We start from the raw sequence: 16,139 nt of genomic DNA on the forward strand, positions 1-16,139 counted from the left end.
TCCTTGTTATTGCGCCGCTTCAACCGCAGCGATCATGCGCACCACGTCCACCGTTTCGGCGACATCGTGCACACGCAGAATATGTGCGCCCTTGGTCAATGCCAGGGCGGCCAATGCCAGGCTGCCATACAGACGCCCGCCGACCTCATGCCCCAGCACCTTGCCAATCATGCTCTTGCGCGACACGCCGACCAACAAGGGGCACCCCAAGTCAGACAGCTCGCTCATGCGCTTGAACAGGAGCAGATTGTGCTCCAGCGTCTTGGCAAAGCCAAAGCCTGGATCGAGCACGATCCGCTCAGCGGGAATGCCGACCGTCGCACATGCGTCCATGCGCTCTACGAGAAAATCCCGCACTTCGCTGACGATATCCGGATATTGCGGATCGTCCTGCATGTTGCCCGGCTCACCGCGCATGTGCATCAGGCACACCGGCAAGCCACTGTCAGCTGCAGCATCGAGAGCGCCATCGCGTTGCAAGGAGCGCACGTCGTTGATCAACCCCGCCCCAAGCCTTGCGCTTTCGCGCATGACAGCTGGCGTCGAGGTATCTACGGAGATGATGACGTCCAACTCACGAGCGATGGCCTCGACCATTGGCGCAACGCGCTCCAGCTCCTCGGTCGGAGAAACGAGCCGCGCCCCCGGTCGCGTGGACTCACCGCCAATATCGATGAGCGTCGCGCCAGCGGCGACCATCTGCTGCGCATGACGCAAGGCGGCGTCGCGTGCAGTAAAACGCCCACCGTCGGAAAAGGAATCAGGGGTGACATTGAGGATGCCCATCACTTGCGGACGGGACAAATCAAGAAACCGGCTGCCACAGGGCAGCCGGCTCAGGTGTTTCTGTCGAGACATATGGAACCTTAGTGTTCGGCCGCTGGCCCACCGATGGGCTTCTCGGGACGACTAGGTTCGTCGACCTTGGCCTGCGGGGTACCGGAGTCGCCACCGCCATCCCAACCACGCGGCTCGCGAGGCTCACGACCACCCATGATGTCGTCGATCTGCTCGGAGTCGATGGTTTCGTACTTCATCAGCGCTTCGGCCATGGCATCGAGCTTGTCGCGGTTTTCCACCAGCAGCTTCTTCGCTGTGGCGTAGCACTCATCGATGATGCGGCGCACCTCCTCATCGATCTGCTTGGCGGTTTCGCCGGAAACATTGCTGTTCTGGCTACCCATGCTGCGACCGAGGAACACTTCGCCTTCCTCTTCGGCATACATCAGCGGGCCCAACTTCTCGGACAAGCCCCACTTGGTGACCATGTTCTTGGCCAGCTGTGTAGCACGCATGATGTCGTTGGAAGCACCGGTGGTGACACCATCGAAGCCCAGGGTCATTTCCTCGGCGATGCGGCCACCGAACAGCGAGCAGATCTGGCTGATCAACGCGCGCTTGCTGAGGCTGTAACGATCTTCTTCCGGCAGGAACATGGTCACACCCAGGGCACGACCGCGCGGAATGATGGAAACCTTGTAGACCGGATCATGCTCGGGCACCAGACGACCGACAATGGCGTGACCAGCCTCGTGGTAGGCAGTGTTGAGCTTTTCCTTGTCGGACATGACCATGGTCTTGCGCTCGGCGCCCATCATGATCTTGTCCTTGGCCAGCTCGAACTCCTTCATTTCGACCAGGCGCTTGCCCGCACGAGCGGCGAACAGCGAGGCTTCGTTGACAAGGTTGGCCAGGTCAGCACCGGAGAACCCCGGCGTGCCGCGCGCGATGACCGCCGGATTGACGTCATCGCCCATCGGCACCTTGCGCATGTGTACTTTCAGAATCTGCTCGCGACCACGGATATCCGGCAGGCCAACCACCACCTGGCGATCGAAACGACCGGGACGCAGCAGCGCCGGGTCGAGTACGTCCGGACGGTTGGTAGCGGCAATGACGATGATGCCGTCATTCATCTCGAAGCCATCCATCTCCACCAGCAACTGGTTGAGCGTCTGCTCGCGCTCGTCATGACCGCCGCCCATGCCGGCGCCACGATGGCGACCAACGGCGTCGATTTCGTCGATAAAGATGATGCAGGGCGCGTGTTTCTTCGCCTGGTCGAACATGTCACGCACGCGGGAAGCACCCACACCCACGAACATCTCGACGAAGTCGGAACCGGAAATGGTGAAGAACGGCACTTTCGCCTCACCGGCCACGGCCTTGGCCAGCAGCGTCTTACCTGTACCCGGCGAACCCACCATCAGCACACCGCGCGGAATACGACCGCCCAAACGCTGGAACTTGCCCGGGTCGCGGAGGAATTCCACCAGCTCGCTGACTTCTTCCTTGGCCTCGTCGCAACCGGCGACGTCGGCGAAAGTGGTCTTGACCTGATCTTCGGAGAGCAGGCGCGCCTTGGACTTGCCGAAGCTCATCGGCCCGCCCTTGCCGCCAGCACCGCCCTGCATCTGGCGCATGAAGAACATGAAAACGGCGATGATCACCAGAATCGGGAAGCTGGCGACCAGCAACTGAGTCCAGATGCTCTGCTGTTCGGGCTGCTTGCCTTCGATGACTACATTGTTGTCGATCAGGTCGCCGATCAGACCGCCGTCCTGGATAGCAGGGCGAATGGTCTTGAAGCCTTCACCATCAGTGCGCTTGCCGGTGATCACGTAACCATCGACGGTGACGCGCTCGACGCGCCCTTCCTTGACCTGTTCGATGAACTGCGAGTAGCTCAGGGTCTGCGGCTCGCTCGGGCTGGAGAAGTTGTTCATCACGGTAACCAGCACCGCCGCGATGATCAGCCACAGGATCAGATTCTTTGCCATGTCGTTCAATTAGCTACCCTCTGAAGCAGGCCTCGTGGCGAAGCAGGCTTCCCATGACGACCAATGATATACCGACCTAACTTACACCAAACGCCCGCGTCCCGCAGGCACCGTCTGTAACCCTTTATGAGGTTTCTGCCACTGAGACCGACGGAGCGGACACCAGTTTCAACTCATAACCCACGAAAGCCGCGCGCCAAGAGATATTGCTCACGAGAACGATCTCGTGATGACAGCGGCTTGCGCATCTGCACCTTGTCGAAGGTCTCACGCACCTGCTTGTGGTACGCATCGAAGCCCTCGCCCTGGAAAATCTTGATCAGAAAATCACCGCCAGGCCGCAAAACCCGGCCTGCCAGATCCAGCGCGAGTTCGCACAAGTACATAGCACGCGCCTGATCGGCGGTCCTCACCCCACTCATATTGGGGGCCATGTCGGAAATAACAAGGTCGACCGGATTTTCTCCGATGGCCTCGAGAAGTCGGGCAAATACCGCATCGTCGGTAAAATCGCCCTGAATGAAGGTAACATCGGGGATTGCGTCCATTTCCAGGATATCGGACGCGATCAAACGGCCCTTATCCCCAATCACTCGACTGGTCACCTGCGACCAGCCGCCCGGTGCTGCACCAAGGTCGACCACGGTCATGCCAGGGCGCAGGATGCGATCCTTCTCCTGGATTTCCAGCAACTTGTAGCTGGCGCGCGAACGGTAGCCGTCCTTCTGCGCCATCTTCACGTAGGGGTCGTCGAAATGTTCTTTCAGCCAACGCTGGCTGGTCTTGGAACGTGCCACTGAAACCTCGAATTCAACGGGCCATGAATAACTGCGCGGGCTCGGGTAAGATAGGCGCCGTTTTCCAGACCGAATTAGGTACTAACGATTATGCCGCTCACTCAAGAGCAGAAGAAACAATTCAAATCTATCGGCCACCACCTGAAACCCGTATTGATCGTGGCTGACAATGGTTTGACCGAGGGCGTGCTGGCCGAACTGGACCGCGCTCTGAACGATCACGAACTGATCAAGGTACAACTGCGCCTGGCCGAACGCGAAGATCGCCAGACTGCCATCACCGCCCTGTGCGAAGCCGGTCGTGCCGAGCTGGTGCAGTCGATCGGCAAGGTTGCCCTACTCTATCGCAAGAACCCCAAGCCGAATCGCAACCTGTCCAACGTGATTCGCTACCAGGGCTGAGCAGGCGCGGGAGCGGATTTGTTCGTGTCACAGCTGGCCAGCGCCACGCGTTGATCGCGAATGAATTCGCCCCTACAGAACAGCCGCTAGCGCCTCGCTGCCGCGCCCGGCACGGGCTGCAGCACCAGCAACAGTCCACAGAACGCCATCACCAGATAGCTGAAGCGTAGCCAGTACTCTGCCTCGGGCCACTGGTGCAACGCGACGAAATAGCTCAGGGCCATGACCGCAACGCTCAACAAGAGCTGCCCGCGCATATCCCGCAACAGACTCGCAAGCCCCTCACTGCGCAGCAGGGCAAAAGCCTGCAGCGCCACGCACACGGCCGCCAGACCAACCAGCAAGGGTGCCAGCCGCGCAGCTATTTCCTGCACCAACAGAGGTGCCAGGCCAATCTGACCGATGGCCGGCAAAATGACGAACTGCAACAACCACAAGCCGCCGACCCAGAGGGTCTGGGCCAGCTGCCAACTGACGGCAGCGGCCCGCGACGGCTGGTGCGGCTTAGATGTGGCGGACTTCGACAATCTCGTACTCGACCAGGCCACTGGGAGTCTGCACGCCGACCACGTCACCCTCGCTCTTGCCCACCAGGGCGCGAGCGATGGGCGAACCGACGGAAATCTTGCCCTGCTTGATGTCGGCTTCATCTTCGCCAACGATCTGGTAGGTCACGCTTTCGTCAGTCTCGACGTTGGCGATTTCCACCGTGGTGCCGAAGATCACCTTGCCGGTGTGCTCGATGCTGGTGACATCGATGATCACCGCATTCTGCAGGCGGCCTTCGATATCACGCACACGCGCCTCGACCATGCCCTGCTCTTCGCGGGCGGCATGGTATTCGGCGTTCTCCTTGAGGTCGCCCAGTTCACGAGCCTCGGCAATCGCCTGGCTCAGTGCGGGACGACGCACCTTGGTCAGGTGCGCCAGCTCTTCTTCCAGGGCGCGAGCGCCCTGGACGGTCATGGGGTACTTGTTCATGCCTTGATTCCTGCATGCAGATCCTGCAGCCGGCGCACGGTCTTCTCGGGACCAAACTTGAGCGCCTCACAGACCGCCTGACCAGCCGCGATGGTGGTGGTGCAGTAGATCTTGTGCTGCAGGGCGTTACGACGAATGGAGTAGGAGTCAGCGATGGATTGACGCCCCTCGGTGGTGTTGATGATCAGGGTGACTTCGTCGTTCTTGATCATATCGACCACGTGCGGACGACCTTCGGTCACCTTGTTCACGCGGCGTACCGGCAGACCGGCAGCCTCGATCACCTTGGCGGTACCGGCAGTGGCGACGACCTCGAAGCCCAGGCTGACCAGATCGCGCGCGACCTGAACGGCTTCCGGCTTGTCGTCTTCACGCACGCTGATGAACGCACAACCGGAGTTCGGCAGGATCTCGCTGGCACCCAGCTGGGCCTTGGCGAAGGCTTCACCGAAGGTGTCACCGACACCCATGACTTCACCGGTGGATTTCATCTCCGGGCCGAGGATCGGGTCGACACCCGGGAACTTGGCGAAGGGGAACACCGCCTCCTTGACGCTGAAGAACGGCGGGATGATTTCCTCGCTGTAACCGGCTTCGGCCAGGCTCTTGCCGGCCATGACGCGAGCAGCCACCTTGGCCAGCGATTCGCCAACGCACTTGGAGACGAACGGCACGGTACGCGAGGCGCGCGGGTTCACTTCGATGACATAGATGTCCTCGCCCTGCACCGCCATCTGCACGTTCATCAGGCCGACCACGCCGAGCTCCAGGGCCATTTTCTTGACCTGCTCGCGGATCTCGTCCTGGATGTGCATCGGCAGCGAGTACGGCGGCAACGAGCAAGCGGAGTCACCGGAGTGCACGCCAGCCTGCTCGATGTGCTGCATGATCGCACCGATCACCACGGTCTCGCCGTCGCACACTGCATCCACGTCCACCTCGATGGCGCAGTTGAGGAAGCGATCGAGCAGCACCGGGCTGTCGTTGGAGACCTTCACCGCTTCACGCATGTAGCGCTTGAGCTCTTCTTCCTGGTAGACGATTTCCATCGCCCGGCCACCCAGCACGTAGGACGGACGCACCACCATCGGGTAACCGATGTTCTTCGACAGAGCCAGGGCTTCATCCTCGCTGCGCGCAGTGGCGTTGGCCGGCTGACGCAGGTTCAGGCGCTGCACCATCTGCTGGAAGCGCTCGCGGTCTTCGGCGCGGTCGATGGCCTCGGGACTGGTGCCGATGATCGGCACGCCGGCTTCTTCCAGGGCACGGCAGATCTTCAGCGGGGTCTGGCCGCCGTACTGCACGATCACGCCTTTGGGCTGCTCGACGCGGACGATTTCCAGCACGTCTTCCAGGGTCACCGGCTCGAAGTACAGGCGATCGGAGGTGTCGTAGTCGGTGGAGACGGTTTCCGGATTGCAGTTGACCATGATGGTCTCGAAACCGTCTTCACGCATGGCCAGCGCGGCGTGTACGCAGCAGTAGTCGAACTCGATGCCCTGACCGATACGGTTCGGGCCGCCACCGAGGATCATGATCTTGTCGCGACCGCTCGGGTTGGCCTCGCACTCCTCCTCGTAGGTCGAGTACATATAGGCGGTGTCGGTGGCGAATTCGGCAGCGCAGGTGTCGACGCGCTTGTACACCGGCAGCACTTTCAGCTTGTGGCGGTGCGCGCGCAAACTCTTCTCGGAAACGCCCAGCAGCTTGGCCAGACGCGCATCGGAGAAGCCCTTGCGCTTGAGCTTGAACATCAGGTCGTAGTCGATGGCGGACAGACCCAGGGTCTGCACGGTGGCTTCGTCCTTGATCAGATCCTCGATCTGCACCAGGAACCACTCGTCGATACGGGTCAGTTCGAACACTTCGGCCACGGTCTTGCCGGCGCGGAAAGCATCGGCCACGTACCAGATACGGTCAGCGCTGGGCACGGTCAGCTCGCGACGCAGGGTGCTTTCAGCTTCCGGGTCGTTCAGGTCGAGCTTCGGATCGAAGCCGGCAACGCCGACTTCCAGGCCGCGCAGGGCTTTCTGCACCGACTCCTGGAAGGTACGACCGATGGCCATGACTTCACCCACGGATTTCATCTGGGTGGTCAGACGGGCGTCGGCCTTGGGGAATTTCTCGAAGGCGAAGCGCGGAACCTTGGTCACCACGTAGTCGATAGCCGGCTCGAACGACGCCGGGGTACGACCGCCGGTGATGTCATTGGACAGCTCGTCGAGGGTGTAACCGACGGCCAGCTTGGCGGCGATCTTGGCGATCGGGAAGCCGGTGGCCTTGGAGGCCAGCGCCGAGGAACGCGACACGCGCGGGTTCATCTCGATCACCACCATGCGCCCGGTGTTCGGGCAGATGCCGAACTGCACGTTGGAGCCACCGGTTTCCACGCCGATCTCACGCAGCACCGCCAGCGAGGCGTTGCGCAGGATCTGGTATTCCTTGTCGGTCAGAGTCTGCGCTGGAGCAACGGTAATCGAGTCACCGGTGTGCACGCCCATCGGATCGAAGTTCTCGATGGAGCAGACGATGATGCAGTTGTCCTTCTTGTCGCGGACCACCTCCATCTCGTATTCCTTCCAGCCGATCAGCGATTCGTCGATCAGCAGCTCGTTGGTCGGCGACAGATCCAGCCCACGGGCGCAGATTTCTTCGAACTCTTCACGGTTGTAGGCGATGCCGCCGCCGGTGCCGCCCATGGTGAAGCTGGGGCGGATGATGCAGGGGAAACCCACCATCTCCAGCACGCCGTAGGCTTCTTCCATGCTGTGGGCGATGCCCGAACGCGGGCAGGCCAGGCCGATGTCCTTCATCGCCTTGTCGAAGCGCGAGCGATCTTCGGCCTTGTCGATGGTGTCGGCGTTGGCACCGATCATCTCGACACCGAACTTCTCCAGCACGCCATGGCGCTCCAGATCCAGGGCGCAGTTCAGCGCGGTCTGGCCGCCCATGGTCGGCAGCAGCGCGTCCGGGCGCTCCTTCTCGATGATCTTGGCCACGGTAGCCCACTTGATCGGCTCGATGTAGGTGGCGTCGGCCATGGCCGGGTCGGTCATGATGGTGGCCGGGTTGGAGTTCACCAGGATGACGCGGAACCCTTCTTCCTTCAGCGCCTTGCAGGCCTGAGCGCCGGAGTAGTCGAACTCACAGGCCTGGCCAATGACGATGGGGCCGGCACCGAGGATCAGGATGCTTTTGATATCTGTACGTTTTGGCATTTTATCTCTCTCGAATCCTTGGGTCAGTCGGCGGGCTTAGCGGCGCTTGGCCATGGCTTCGATGAAGCGGTCGAACAGCGGAGCCACATCGTGCGGGCCGGGGCTCGCCTCAGGGTGCCCCTGGAAGCTGAAGGCGTCCTTGTCGGTACGCTCGATGCCCTGCAGGGTGCCATCGAACAGCGACTTGTGGATCGGGCGCAGATTGCTCGGCAGGCTGTTCTCGTCCACGGCGAAACCGTGGTTCTGGCTGGTGATCATCACCACGCCCGTGTCGAGATCCTGTACCGGGTGGTTGGCACCGTGGTGGCCGTGACCCATTTTCAGGGTCTTGGCGCCGGAGGCCAGCGCCAGCAGTTGGTGACCGAGGCAGATACCGAATACCGGGATATCGGTTTCCAGGATTTCCTTGATCGCCTTGATCGCGTAGTCGCAGGGCTCGGGATCGCCAGGGCCATTGGAGAGGAACACACCATCAGGATTCAGGGCCAGCACTTCACTGGCCGGAGTTTGCGCCGGCACCACGGTCAGACGGCAGCTGCGAGCGACCAGCATGCGCAGGATGTTCAGCTTCACGCCGTAGTCGTAGGCAACGACGTGGTACGGCAGATCGGCAGCGGCGATTTCCGGATGACTGTCGTTTTCCAGACTCCACACGCTGGAGCGCCATTCGTAAGGCTTGTCGCAGGTGACTTCCTTGGCCAGGTCCATGCCCTTGAGGCCCGGGAAGCTGCGCGCCAGCTCCAAAGCTTTCTCTTCGGTAGCGTCGTCACCGACCAGGATGCAGCCGTTCTGCGAGCCCTTCTCACGCAGGATGCGGGTCAGGCGACGGGTATCGATGCCGGCGATGGCGACGGTACCGTTCTCTTTCAGGTACTCGTCCAGCGGTTGCTTGTCACGCCAGTTGCTGGAAATCAGCGGCAGATCGCGAATGATCAGGCCAGCGGCCCAGACGCGGTTGGACTCGGCATCTTCCGGCGTGGTGCCGGTATTGCCGATGTGCGGGTAAGTCAGGGTAACGATCTGCTGGGCATAGGATGGATCGGTAAGGATTTCCTGATAGCCGGTCATGGCGGTGTTGAACACCACCTCTCCGATCGTCTGGCCATCGGCCCCGATGGAATCGCCGCGAAAAATGCTGCCGTCAGCAAGGGCCAAAATGGCAGGTTTGGGGGCTGGCTTAGTCAAGAAGACCTCCGTCTCGATCAAGGCTTGAAGCAAACGCAGGTTGTAAAAAAGCGGGATGACGTGTGAAGGTCATCCCGCTTTTTTATTTGAGCCATTCTGCGTAACTTTTAGTGGACACACTAAAACAGGAAGCTTACAGGAAAACCCTTTTTCGGTCCACCCGATAAGACGCCTCAGTCACACATTCGCGTCAACGCAGGCCCAACACGTCCTGCATGTCGTACAGGGCAGGCGAACGCTGCTGCAGCCACAGCGCGGAACGCACCGCCCCCTTGGCGAAGGTCATGCGACTGGAGGCTTTGTGAGTGATTTCCACGCGCTCACCGTCAGCGGCGAACAGCACGGTGTGGTCACCCACTACATCACCGGCGCGCACAGTGGCGAAACCGATGGTCTCGCGCTCACGAGCACCGGTCTGACCTTCACGCCCATAGACAGCAACCTTCCGCAGATCACGTCCCAGCGCGTCCGCGACCACTTCACCCATGCGCAGCGCAGTGCCGGACGGTGCATCGACCTTATGCCGATGATGAGCCTCGATGATCTCGATATCCACGTCGTCGCCCAGTACGCGAGCGGCGGTATCCAGCAGCTTCAGGCAGAGGTTGACGCCGACGCTGAAGTTGGCGGCGAAGACGATGGGGATCTGCTTGGCCGCTTCGCTGAGCAGCTGCTTTTCCTCGACAGTGAAGCCGGTAGTGCCGATAACCATGGCCTTGCCCGCCTGACGGCAGACTTCCAGATTCTTCAGCGTCACCGACGGATGAGTGAAGTCGATCAGTACGTCGAAATCATCAAGCACCGCGGCCAGGTCACCCACCAGCGTCACGCCAATCTTGCCCAGACCGACCAGCTCACCGGCATCGGCACCGATCAGGCTGCTGTCGGCACGATCGATGGCGGCGCTGAGCTTCGCGCCCTCGGCCTGACTGACGGCCTCGATCAGGGTCTTGCCCATGCGCCCGGCGGCGCCCATTACTGCGATACGTTGCATACAATCAGCTCCAGGCTGCAAGCCACAGGCCACAGACGAAGGCTTGAAGCCTGCCGCCAGCCTGCAGTCGTGGTTATACGTCACCAAAGAAGCGCTTCACGCCTTCGAACCAGCCACTGGCCTTGGGCGAGTGGGAGTCGTCGCCCTGCAGCGACTTGCGGAACTCCTCGAGCAGCTCACGCTGACGCTTGTTCAGGTTGACCGGCGTCTCCACCGCCACCCGGCACATCAGATCGCCGGCCGCGCCACCACGCACAGGGGCGACGCCCTTGCCACGCAGGCGGAACAGCTTGCCGGTCTGGGTGCCTTCCGGAATCTTCAGCTTGACCCGACCATCGAGGGTCGGCACTTCCAGTTCGCCACCCAGCGCCGCATCGGCGAAGCTGATCGGCACTTCGCAGTACAGGTGCTTGCCATCGCGCTGGAAGATCGCATGCTCACGGACGTTGACCACCACGTAAAGGTCACCGGCCGGGCCGCCATGCGCGCCCGCCTCACCTTCGCCGGACAGGCGAATGCGATCACCGGTATCGACACCTGGCGGCACCTTGACCGACAGCGTCTTGCTCTCTTCCACACGCCCCTGACCATGACAGCTGCCACAGGGATCGGTGATCATCTTGCCGCTGCCATGGCAGCGCGGGCAGGTCTGCTGTACCGAGAAGAAGCCCTGCTGCATGCGCACCTGGCCGATACCACCGCAAGTTGTGCAAGTGACCGGGCTGGTGCCCTTCTTGGCACCGCTGCCATCACAAGTCTTGCAACCGACCAGGGTCGGCACGCGAATGGTCACGGTGGTGCCACGCACCGCTTCTTCCAGGTCCAGCTCAAGGGTGTAGCGCAGGTCGCTGCCGCGCTGGGCACCGCCACGAGAGCCGCCGCCGCGACCACCGCCGAAGAAGTCGCTGAAGACGTCGCCGAAGATGTCGGAGAAGTTGGCGCCACCGAAACCGGCACCGCCGCCACCGCCCATCTGCGGGTCGACCCCGGCGTGGCCGTACTGATCGTAGGCTGAACGCTTGCTGGCGTCGGAGAGCACTTCGTAGGCCTCGTTGGCCTCCTTGAATTTCTCTTCGGCGTCTTTGTCGTCCGGGTTGCGGTCCGGGTGATATTTCATCGCCAGGCGTCGATAAGCCTTCTTCAGCTCGGCCTCGCTGGCGCCGCGCTCGACCCCCAGGATCTCGTAATAATCACGTTTTGCCATAGTTGTGCTGCACTCTCAGATTCGTGAGCTCCAGATACGCCGACGCGGGAGAAGGCTCCCGCGCGGCGAATCCTGCCCGTCGCGAGCGACGGTGGAGCGTAAAGAAGAGGCGGCCCGCTGAGCAGGCCGCGTCCCTTACTTGTTCTCCTTGACCTCTTCGAACTCAGCGTCGACCACGTCGTCACCAGCATCCTTGGCATCGCCGGCATCGGCCTGCGCGGCACCACCTTGCGGCTGTTCGGCGTACATCTTCTGCGCCAGCGGCGTGGTAGCTTCGGACAGTGCGTTCATCTTGGCTTCGATGGCCGCCTTGTCGTCGCCCTTCACGGCAACTTCCAGCTCGCCAATGGCCTTCTCGATCGCTGCCTTCTCGTCGGCAGTGGCCTTGTCGCCCGCCTCGGTGAGCATCTTACGGGTCGCGTGCACCAGCTGATCACCCTGGTTACGAGCAGTGGCCAGCTCTTCGAACTTGCGGTCTTCCTCGGCGTTGGCCTCGGCGTCACGCACCATTTGCTCGATCTCTTCCTCGGACAGACCAGAGTTGGCCTTGATCACGATGGACTGCTGCTTGCCAGTAGCCTTGTCCTTGGCGGACACGTGCAGGATACCGTTGGCATCGATATCGAAGGTCACTTCGATCTGCGGCACGCCACGCGGAGCCGGCGGAATCTCGGCCAGGTCGAACTTGCCCAGCGACTTGTTCTGCGCAGCCTGCTTACGCTCACCCTGCAGCACGTGAATGGTCACGGCGCTCTGGTTGTCATCGGCAGTGGAGAACACCTGCGACTTCTTGGTCGGGATGGTGGTGTTCTTCTCGATCAGCGCGGTCATCACGCCGCCCATGGTTTCGATACCCAGGGTCAGCGGGGAAACGTCCAGCAGCAGCACGTCCTTGACGTCGCCAGCCAGAACCGCGCCCTGAATGGCAGCGCCCATGGCCACGGCTTCGTCCGGGTTGACGTCCTTGCGCGGCTCCTTGCCGAAGAACTCGGCAACGGTCTTCTGTACCAGCGGCATACGGGTCTGACCGCCGACCAGGATCACGTCGTCGATCTTGCTGACGTCGATACCGGCGTCTTTCAGTGCAGTGCGGCACGGCTCGATGGTGCGCTGCACCAGATCTTCGACCAGCGACTCCAGCTTGGAACGGGAGATCTTCACGTTCAGGTGCTTAGGACCGGTCGCGTCTGCAGTGATGTACGGCAGGTTGACGTCGGTCTGCTGGCTCGAGGACAGCTCGATCTTGGCCTTCTCGGCAGCTTCCTTCAGGCGCTGCATAGCCAGCGGGTCGCCCTTGAGGTTCATGCCGGTTTCTTTCTTGAATTCGTCGACGAGGTAATCGATCAGGCGAATATCGAAGTCCTCACCACCGAGGAAGGTGTCACCGTTGGTGGCCAGTACTTCGAACTGGTGCTCGCCGTCGACTTCGGCGATCTCGATCACCGACACGTCGAAGGTACCACCACCCAGGTCATAGACGATCACGGTGTGGTCGCCCTTGGCCTTGTCCATGCCGTAGGCCAGTGCAGCCGCGGTCGGCTCGTTGATGATGCGCTTGACGTCCAGACCGGCGATGCGACCGGCGTCCTTGGTGGCCTGACGCTGGCTGTCGTTGAAGTAGGCCGGAACGGTGATCACCGCTTCGGTCACCGGCTCGCCCAGGTAGTCCTCGGCGGTCTTCTTCATTTTCTTCAGCACTTCGGCGCTGATCTGCGGCGGCGCCATTTTCTGGCCGTTCACTTCGACCCAGGCGTCGTTGTTGTCAGCCTTGACGATCTTGTACGGAACCATCTGGATGTCTTTCTGCACGACATCCTCGTCGAAACGACGACCGATCAGACGCTTCACCGCATACAGGGTGTTGTGCGGGTTGGTCACAGCCTGACGCTTGGCCGACTGGCCAACCAGAATTTCGCCGTCGTTGGCGTACGCGATGATGGACGGCGTAGTGCGAGCGCCTTCGGCGTTCTCCAGCACTTTGACGTTGCCGTTTTCCAGAATGGAGACGCAGGAGTTGGTGGTCCCCAGGTCGATACCGATGATTTTGCCCATGACAATTCTCCCGAAACTTTGATTTTTCCGTCGCCTCGTTTCACAGGCGCCGGCAGCACTAAAACGCTTGATTCAAAAATGGGGTCGCCCCCGGAAATTTCAAGCCTGCTCGTCGATGGACGGCGGCGGCGTGGTCGGCGCCTTGCTGACCACGACCATGGCCGGGCGCAGCAGACGACCGTTGAGCAGATAACCCTTCTGGAACACCTTGAGCACCGAGTTCGGCTCGACCTTGATGCTCTCCTCCATCGCCATCGCCTGATGATGCTCAGGATTGAACGGAGCGCCATGCGGGTCGATCGCTTCGAGCTGATGACGCGCCAGAGTGTCGAGGAACAGCTTGAGGGTCAGTTGCATACCCTCACGCACAGCCTTGATGGCTTCGTCGTCCGGGCTGGACAGCTCCAGACCACGCTCCAGGCTGTCGACCACCGGCAGCAGGTCGTTGGCGAACTTCTCCAGCGCAAACTTGTGCGCCTTCTCCACATCCTGCTCGGCGCGACGGCGCACATTCTGCAGCTCGGCCGCTACGCGCAAAGACTGATCCTGCGCCGCAGCCAGCTGCTCTTCCAGGGCCTGTACGCGAGCCGCCAGGTCGTCGCTCGACGCGGCGTTCTCGGCCGCCTGAGTCTCGGGGTTCTGCGTATCCAGGTTCTGTTCGTCAGCCATGCCTATCTCCTCTCGAATGAATCGGCGCGAGTCCGGCTCGCGCTCCTGCCGCCTATATGGAGCCAATTCCACAGCTTTCAAGGGGCGATAGACGAGGATTGCCAGGAAAAGAAAAAACACTGTATAAATAACCAGACATCAACTCGGGAGCGTTCGCCATGCTGGTGCACCTGTCCATTCACAATTACGCCATCGTCGACCACCTGGATCTCGAACTGGATGCCGGCATGAGCGCCATCAGCGGCGAGACCGGTGCCGGTAAGTCGATCATGCTCGACGCCCTCGGCCTGTGCCTGGGTGATCGCGCCGACAGCGGGGTGGTGCGCCCTGGCGCGGACAAGGCGGACATCCTCGCCAGCTTCGACCTTGCTGACATCCCCGAGGCCCGCTCCTGGCTCGCCGAACGTGATCTGGACAACGATGGGCCGTGCATCCTGCGCCGGGTGATCACCGCCGAAGGTCGTTCGCGCGGCTACATCAATGGCAGCCCCTGCCCACAGGCGGACCTCAAGGCCATTGGCGAGCTGATCATCGACATCCACAGCCAGCACGAACATCAATCACTGCTCAAGACCGACACCCATCGCCGCCTGCTCGACGAATACGCCGGCAGCCAGGAACTGGCGCGCCAGGTGCAACTCGCCGCGCAACGCTGGAAGCAGACGCGTAACGAGCTGGAGCGAATTTCCAGCCAAGGTGACGAACAGCGCGCCCGCCACCAGTTGCTCAGCTATCAACTCGAAGAGCTGGAGAATCTCGCCCTAGGCGACAACGAACTGGAACAACTGGAGCAGGAGCACAAGGCCCTGAGCAATGCCGACGCACTGCTCGGCGCCTGTCGCCAGGTGCTCGACCTGTGCAGCGAAAGCGACGCAGGCAATGTGCTGTCGGCACTCACCGCCAGCCTCAACCGCCTGGGTGCGTTCGGCGGCCAGAGCGGCGCCATCGGCGAAGCCAGCAATCTGCTGGCCAGTGCGCAAATTCAGGTGGAGGAAGCCATCGGTGAACTCAACCGCTTCGTCGATCACTTCGACGCCGATCCCGAGCGCCAGCAGTTTCTCGAAGAACGCCTGGACACCATCTATACCCTGGCGCGCAAGCACCGCATCCAGCCCACCGAGCTGACCGCCCTGCAACAACAACTGTTCGAAGAACTCGAAGGCCTGAATGCCGACGACCAGGCCAGTGAACGCCTGGCCGAGGAACTGGCCGCCTACGAGCGTCATTATCAGGAAAAGGCAGCCGAACTCAGCACGCTGCGCAGCAACGCCGCCGAGCGCCTGTCAGCGGCTGTAGAACAGGAGATGCAGGCGCTGGGCATGCCTGGAGGGCGTTTCAACATCCAGCTGCAGGCCATGAATAACGAAGAGCCACATGCCAATGGCCTGGAAACCGTGGAGTTCCTGGTCAGTGCCAACCCTGGTCAGCCGCTGCGCGGCCTGGCCAAGGTCGCCTCGGGCGGCGAGCTGTCGCGCATCAGCCTGGCCATCCAGGTGATCACCGCACAAACCTCACGGGTTCCGACCTTGGTATTCGATGAAGTGGATGTGGGCATCGGCGGCCCCACTGCCGAAGTGGTCGGCCAGCTTCTGCGCCGCCTCGGCGAGCGCGGCCAGGTGCTGTGCGTGACCCACCTGCCGCAGGTGGCTGCACAGGGCCACCAGCACCTGTTCGTACACAAGCGGCGCGGCGAGGATGCCACGTCCACTGCTGTGAGCAAGCTGGACGAAAGCGGCCGTGTCGAGGAGATCGCGCGCATGCTCGGCGGCGTCGACCTGACCGCAGAGTCCCTGGCCCATGCCCGCAAGATGGTCACCAGCGCGCAGGCCGCCTGAAACGCCTTCCCCCCTCACGCCC

Annotated in this window: 13 protein-coding genes; 2 read left to right on the forward strand and 11 right to left on the reverse strand. The window is 61.6% G+C overall.

Annotated features, from left to right (window positions below; translation table 11 throughout):
• Positions 1–6: 6 nt before the first annotated feature.
• The 3 genes from folP to rlmE all read right to left on the reverse strand — a co-directional run bounded on the left by folP (position 7) and on the right by rlmE (position 3,577).
• On the reverse strand, positions 7–858 hold the full coding sequence (gene folP / locus EL191_RS18780; RefSeq protein WP_041769565.1) for a dihydropteroate synthase: 852 nt from the start codon (positions 856–858) through the stop codon (positions 7–9).
• Between the two features lie 8 nt (positions 859–866).
• Entirely contained in the window at positions 867–2,780 is a 1,914-nt protein-coding gene (gene ftsH / locus EL191_RS18785) for an ATP-dependent zinc metalloprotease FtsH (protein WP_013716999.1), read from the reverse strand.
• A 173-nt stretch (positions 2,781–2,953) separates the two neighbouring features.
• Positions 2,954–3,577: a 23S rRNA (uridine(2552)-2'-O)-methyltransferase RlmE gene (gene rlmE / locus EL191_RS18790; protein WP_017363689.1), complete on the reverse strand. Its 624-nt coding sequence runs from the start codon at positions 3,575–3,577 to the stop codon at positions 2,954–2,956.
• A 90-nt stretch (positions 3,578–3,667) separates the two neighbouring features.
• Here rlmE and yhbY point away from each other — a divergent pair, with 90 nt between their 5' ends.
• Positions 3,668–3,979, forward strand: coding sequence for a ribosome assembly RNA-binding protein YhbY (gene yhbY / locus EL191_RS18795; protein WP_013717001.1), 312 nt, complete (start codon positions 3,668–3,670; stop codon positions 3,977–3,979).
• Between the two features lie 86 nt (positions 3,980–4,065).
• Here yhbY and EL191_RS18800 read toward each other — a convergent pair whose 3' ends face one another.
• From EL191_RS18800 to grpE, 8 genes are all read right to left on the reverse strand, one after another.
• Positions 4,066–4,506 carry a hypothetical protein gene (locus EL191_RS18800; RefSeq protein ID WP_041980701.1) on the reverse strand — a complete coding sequence of 147 codons (441 nt, stop codon included), beginning with the start codon at positions 4,504–4,506 and terminating at the stop codon, positions 4,066–4,068.
• Positions 4,484–4,960: a transcription elongation factor GreA gene (greA, locus tag EL191_RS18805; protein ID WP_012019582.1), complete on the reverse strand. Its 477-nt coding sequence runs from the start codon at positions 4,958–4,960 to the stop codon at positions 4,484–4,486. The genes EL191_RS18800 and greA overlap by 23 nt, the downstream gene beginning before the upstream one ends.
• On the reverse strand, positions 4,957–8,178 hold the full coding sequence (gene carB / locus EL191_RS18810) for a carbamoyl-phosphate synthase large subunit (RefSeq protein WP_041980699.1): 3,222 nt from the start codon (positions 8,176–8,178) through the stop codon (positions 4,957–4,959). Before carB ends, greA begins: the two co-directional genes overlap by 4 nt.
• A 36-nt stretch (positions 8,179–8,214) precedes the next feature.
• Positions 8,215–9,363 (reverse strand): glutamine-hydrolyzing carbamoyl-phosphate synthase small subunit, encoded by a 1,149-nt coding sequence (gene carA, locus EL191_RS18815; RefSeq protein ID WP_041980697.1) that lies wholly within the window; start codon positions 9,361–9,363, stop codon positions 8,215–8,217.
• 190 nt (positions 9,364–9,553) lie between these two features.
• Positions 9,554–10,357, reverse strand: a complete 804-nt coding sequence (gene dapB, locus EL191_RS18820) for a 4-hydroxy-tetrahydrodipicolinate reductase (protein WP_041980696.1) — start codon at positions 10,355–10,357, stop codon at positions 9,554–9,556.
• A 73-nt stretch (positions 10,358–10,430) separates the two neighbouring features.
• Positions 10,431–11,561 carry a molecular chaperone DnaJ gene (gene dnaJ / locus EL191_RS18825; RefSeq protein WP_013717006.1) on the reverse strand — a complete coding sequence of 377 codons (1,131 nt, stop codon included), beginning with the start codon at positions 11,559–11,561 and terminating at the stop codon, positions 10,431–10,433.
• Positions 11,562–11,696: 135 nt separating this feature from the next.
• Positions 11,697–13,613, reverse strand: a complete 1,917-nt coding sequence (gene dnaK / locus EL191_RS18830; RefSeq protein ID WP_013717007.1) for a molecular chaperone DnaK — start codon at positions 13,611–13,613, stop codon at positions 11,697–11,699.
• 99 nt (positions 13,614–13,712) lie between these two features.
• Positions 13,713–14,282 (reverse strand): nucleotide exchange factor GrpE, encoded by a 570-nt coding sequence (grpE, locus tag EL191_RS18835; RefSeq protein WP_041980695.1) that lies wholly within the window; start codon positions 14,280–14,282, stop codon positions 13,713–13,715.
• A gap of 158 nt (positions 14,283–14,440) precedes the next feature.
• On the opposite strand from grpE, the gene recN reads away from it, so the two are divergent.
• Positions 14,441–16,117, forward strand: coding sequence for a DNA repair protein RecN (gene recN / locus EL191_RS18840; RefSeq protein ID WP_041980693.1), 1,677 nt, complete (start codon positions 14,441–14,443; stop codon positions 16,115–16,117).
• Positions 16,118–16,139: the final 22 nt, after the last annotated feature.

The organism is Pseudomonas mendocina (assembly GCF_900636545.1).
Lineage (GTDB): Bacteria > Pseudomonadota > Gammaproteobacteria > Pseudomonadales > Pseudomonadaceae > Aquipseudomonas > Aquipseudomonas mendocina.

Excerpts from the sequence above, each read along its gene's own strand:
- yhbY (WP_013717001.1), top strand. The coding sequence starts at position 3,668 with ATGCCGCTCACTCAAGAGCAGAAGAAACAATTCAAATCTATCGGCCAC.
- grpE (WP_041980695.1), bottom strand. The coding sequence starts at position 14,282 with ATGGCTGACGAACAGAACCTGGATACGCAGAACCCCGAGACTCAGGCG.
- recN (WP_041980693.1), top strand. The coding sequence starts at position 14,441 with ATGCTGGTGCACCTGTCCATTCACAATTACGCCATCGTCGACCACCTG.
- dnaJ (WP_013717006.1), bottom strand. The coding sequence starts at position 11,561 with ATGGCAAAACGTGATTATTACGAGATCCTGGGGGTCGAGCGCGGCGCC.
- dapB (WP_041980696.1), bottom strand. The coding sequence starts at position 10,357 with ATGCAACGTATCGCAGTAATGGGCGCCGCCGGGCGCATGGGCAAGACC.
- folP (WP_041769565.1), bottom strand. The coding sequence starts at position 858 with ATGTCTCGACAGAAACACCTGAGCCGGCTGCCCTGTGGCAGCCGGTTT.
- ftsH (WP_013716999.1), bottom strand. The coding sequence starts at position 2,780 with ATGGCAAAGAATCTGATCCTGTGGCTGATCATCGCGGCGGTGCTGGTT.
- greA (WP_012019582.1), bottom strand. The coding sequence starts at position 4,960 with ATGAACAAGTACCCCATGACCGTCCAGGGCGCTCGCGCCCTGGAAGAA.
- carB (WP_041980699.1), bottom strand. The coding sequence starts at position 8,178 with ATGCCAAAACGTACAGATATCAAAAGCATCCTGATCCTCGGTGCCGGC.
- dnaK (WP_013717007.1), bottom strand. The coding sequence starts at position 13,613 with ATGGGCAAAATCATCGGTATCGACCTGGGGACCACCAACTCCTGCGTC.